At 50.0% G+C, this 3,285-nt stretch carries 1 rRNA gene; it reads right to left on the reverse strand.

Going from position 1 to position 3,285, the window contains the following annotated elements:
- Positions 1–136: 136 nt before the first annotated feature.
- Positions 137–3,026 (reverse strand): 23S ribosomal RNA (locus CW749_RS22585).
- Positions 3,027–3,285: the final 259 nt, after the last annotated feature.

A 3,285-nucleotide genomic window follows, 5' to 3' on the forward strand; every position in this document is an offset into this window, starting at 1 on the left:
ATTCTTTAATTCGGAAAGCTGTTTCTAGTTCTTACACATTCAATCTGTTCTTGCTTTGAGTCCACGACCTACATGGATGTAGGAAGTGCTGATGATTGTCTGGAACAATCTCAGTGCAAAACCCCTTGGGTGTTGTATGGTTAAGCCTCACGGGCAATTAGTACAGGTTAGCTCAACGCCTCACAACGCTTACACACCCTGCCTATCAACGTTCTGGTCTTGAACAACCCTTTAGGACACTTAAAGTGTCAGGGAAGACTCATCTCAGGGCTCGCTTCCCGCTTAGATGCTTTCAGCGGTTATCGATTCCGAACTTAGCTACCGGGCAATGCCATTGGCATGACAACCCGAACACCAGAGGTTCGTCCACTCCGGTCCTCTCGTACTAGGAGCAGCCCCCTTCAATCTTCCAACGCCCACGGCAGATAGGGACCGAACTGTCTCACGACGTTCTAAACCCAGCTCGCGTACCACTTTAAATGGCGAACAGCCATACCCTTGGGACCGACTTCAGCCCCAGGATGTGATGAGCCGACATCGAGGTGCCAAACACCGCCGTCGATATGAACTCTTGGGCGGTATCAGCCTGTTATCCCCGGAGTACCTTTTATCCGTTGAGCGATGGCCCTTCCATTCAGAACCACCGGATCACTATGACCTGCTTTCGCACCTGCTCGAATTGTCATTCTCGCAGTCAAGCGGGCTTATGCCATTGCACTAACCACACGATGTCCAACCGTGTTTAGCCCACCTTCGTGCTCCTCCGTTACTCTTTGGGAGGAGACCGCCCCAGTCAAACTACCCACCAGGCACTGTCCTCACCCCAGATAATGGGGCCAAGTTAGAACATCAAAGCTACAAGGGTGGTATTTCAAGGACGGCTCCACACAATCTAGCGACTGCGCTTCAAAGCCTCCCACCTATCCTACACATGTAGGTTCAATGTTCAGTGCCAAGCTGTAGTAAAGGTTCACGGGGTCTTTCCGTCTAGCCGCGGGTACACTGCATCTTCACAGCGATTTCAATTTCACTGAGTCTCGGGTGGAGACAGCGTGGCCATCATTACGCCATTCGTGCAGGTCGGAACTTACCCGACAAGGAATTTCGCTACCTTAGGACCGTTATAGTTACGGCCGCCGTTTACCGGGGCTTCGATCAAGAGCTTCGTCCGAAGACTAACCCCATCAATTAACCTTCCGGCACCGGGCAGGCGTCACACCGTATACGTCATCTTACGATTTTGCACAGTGCTGTGTTTTTAATAAACAGTTGCAGCCACCTGGTATCTGCGACTCCTAATAGCTCCATCCGCGAGGGACTTCACCGTCAAGAGCGTACCTTCTCCCGAAGTTACGGTACCATTTTGCCTAGTTCCTTCACCCGAGTTCTCTCAAGCGCCTTGGTATTCTCTACCCGACCACCTGTGTCGGTTTGGGGTACGATTCCTTACAATCTGAAGCTTAGAGGCTTTTCCTGGAAGCATGGCATCAATGACTTCATCACCGTAGTGACTCGACGTCGTGTCTCAGCCTTAATGACGGTCCGGATTTACCTAAACCATCAGCCTACGCACTTGAACCTGGACAACCATCGCCAGGCCCACTTAGCCTTCTCCGTCCCCCCATCGCAATTGTAAGAAGTACGGGAATATTAACCCGTTTCCCATCGACTACGCTTTTCAGCCTCGCCTTAGGGGTCGACTTACCCTGCCCCGATTAACGTTGGACAGGAACCCTTGGTCTTCCGGCGAGGGAGTTTTTCACTCCCTTTATCGTTACTCATGTCAGCATTCGCACTTCTGATACCTCCAGCAAACCTTACGATTCACCTTCAACGGCTTACAGAACGCTCCCCTACCCCGCAATCAAAGATTGCAGCCGCAGCTTCGGTTTACTACTTAGCCCCGTTACATCTTCCGCGCAGGCCGACTCGACCAGTGAGCTATTACGCTTTCTTTAAATGATGGCTGCTTCTAAGCCAACATCCTGGCTGTCTGAGCCTTCCCACATCGTTTCCCACTTAGTAGTAATTTGGGACCTTAGCTGGCGGTCTGGGTTGTTTCCCTCTCCACGACGGACGTTAGCACCCGCCGTGTGTCTCCCGGATAGTACTTACTGGTATTCGGAGTTTGCAAAGGGTTGGTAAGTCGGGATGACCCCCTAGCCTTAACAGTGCTCTACCCCCAGTAGTATTCGTCCGAGGCGCTACCTAAATAGCTTTCGGGGAGAACCAGCTATCTCCAGGTTTGATTGGCCTTTCACCCCTAGCCACAAGTCATCCGCTAATTTTTCAACATTAGTCGGTTCGGTCCTCCAGTTGATGTTACTCAACCTTCAACCTGCCCATGGCTAGATCACCTGGTTTCGGGTCTATATCCAGAGACTGAACGCCCAGTTAAGACTCGGTTTCCCTACGGCTCCCCTAAACGGTTAACCTTGCCACTGAATATAAGTCGCTGACCCATTATACAAAAGGTACGCAGTCACACCACGAAGGTGCTCCTACTGCTTGTACGTACACGGTTTCAGGTTCTATTTCACTCCCCTCACAGGGGTTCTTTTCGCCTTTCCCTCACGGTACTGGTTCACTATCGGTCAGTCAGTAGTATTTAGCCTTGGAGGATGGTCCCCCCATATTCAGACAGGATATCACGTGTCCCGCCTTACTCGATTTCACTTAATGTGCGTTGTCGGTTACGGGGCTATCACCCTGTATCGCGTCCCTTTCCAGAGACTTCACCTGACGCACAAAAAGCTTAAGGGCTAACCCAATTTCGCTCGCCGCTACTTTCGGGATCTCGGTTGATTTCTCTTCCTCGGGGTACTTAGATGTTTCAGTTCCCCCGGTTTGCCTCCTGTTGCTATGTATTCACAACAGGATACTTACTTATGTAAGTGGGTTTCCCCATTCGGAAATCGTAGACTCAAGTGGCTTTTACTGCCTAATCTACGCTTATCGCAAGTTAATACGTCCTTCGTCGCCTCTGACTGCCAAGGCATCCACCGTGTACGCTTAGTCACTTAACCATACAACCCCAAGAGGTTTCTGTATGGCAAACAACCAAGGTTTATTGTTGTCTCTTTGTTATGAGCGAGACAACACTTCGATTTTGCCGGACTCAAATATGTTTTCACTTTCGTGAAAACCCAAGAACACTTGAATGTGTGTTGGTACCTAAATGAACAAGTCATCTAGGATTTGAGAACTTTTAATTTGAATAACAACGCTTATCCGAAGATAAGGGGATTGTTGTTATTCGTCAGCTTTCCAAATTGTTAAAGAGCG

It is taken from the genome of Vibrio sp. vnigr-6D03 (assembly GCF_002835515.1).
Classification (GTDB): domain Bacteria; phylum Pseudomonadota; class Gammaproteobacteria; order Enterobacterales; family Vibrionaceae; genus Vibrio; species Vibrio penaeicida.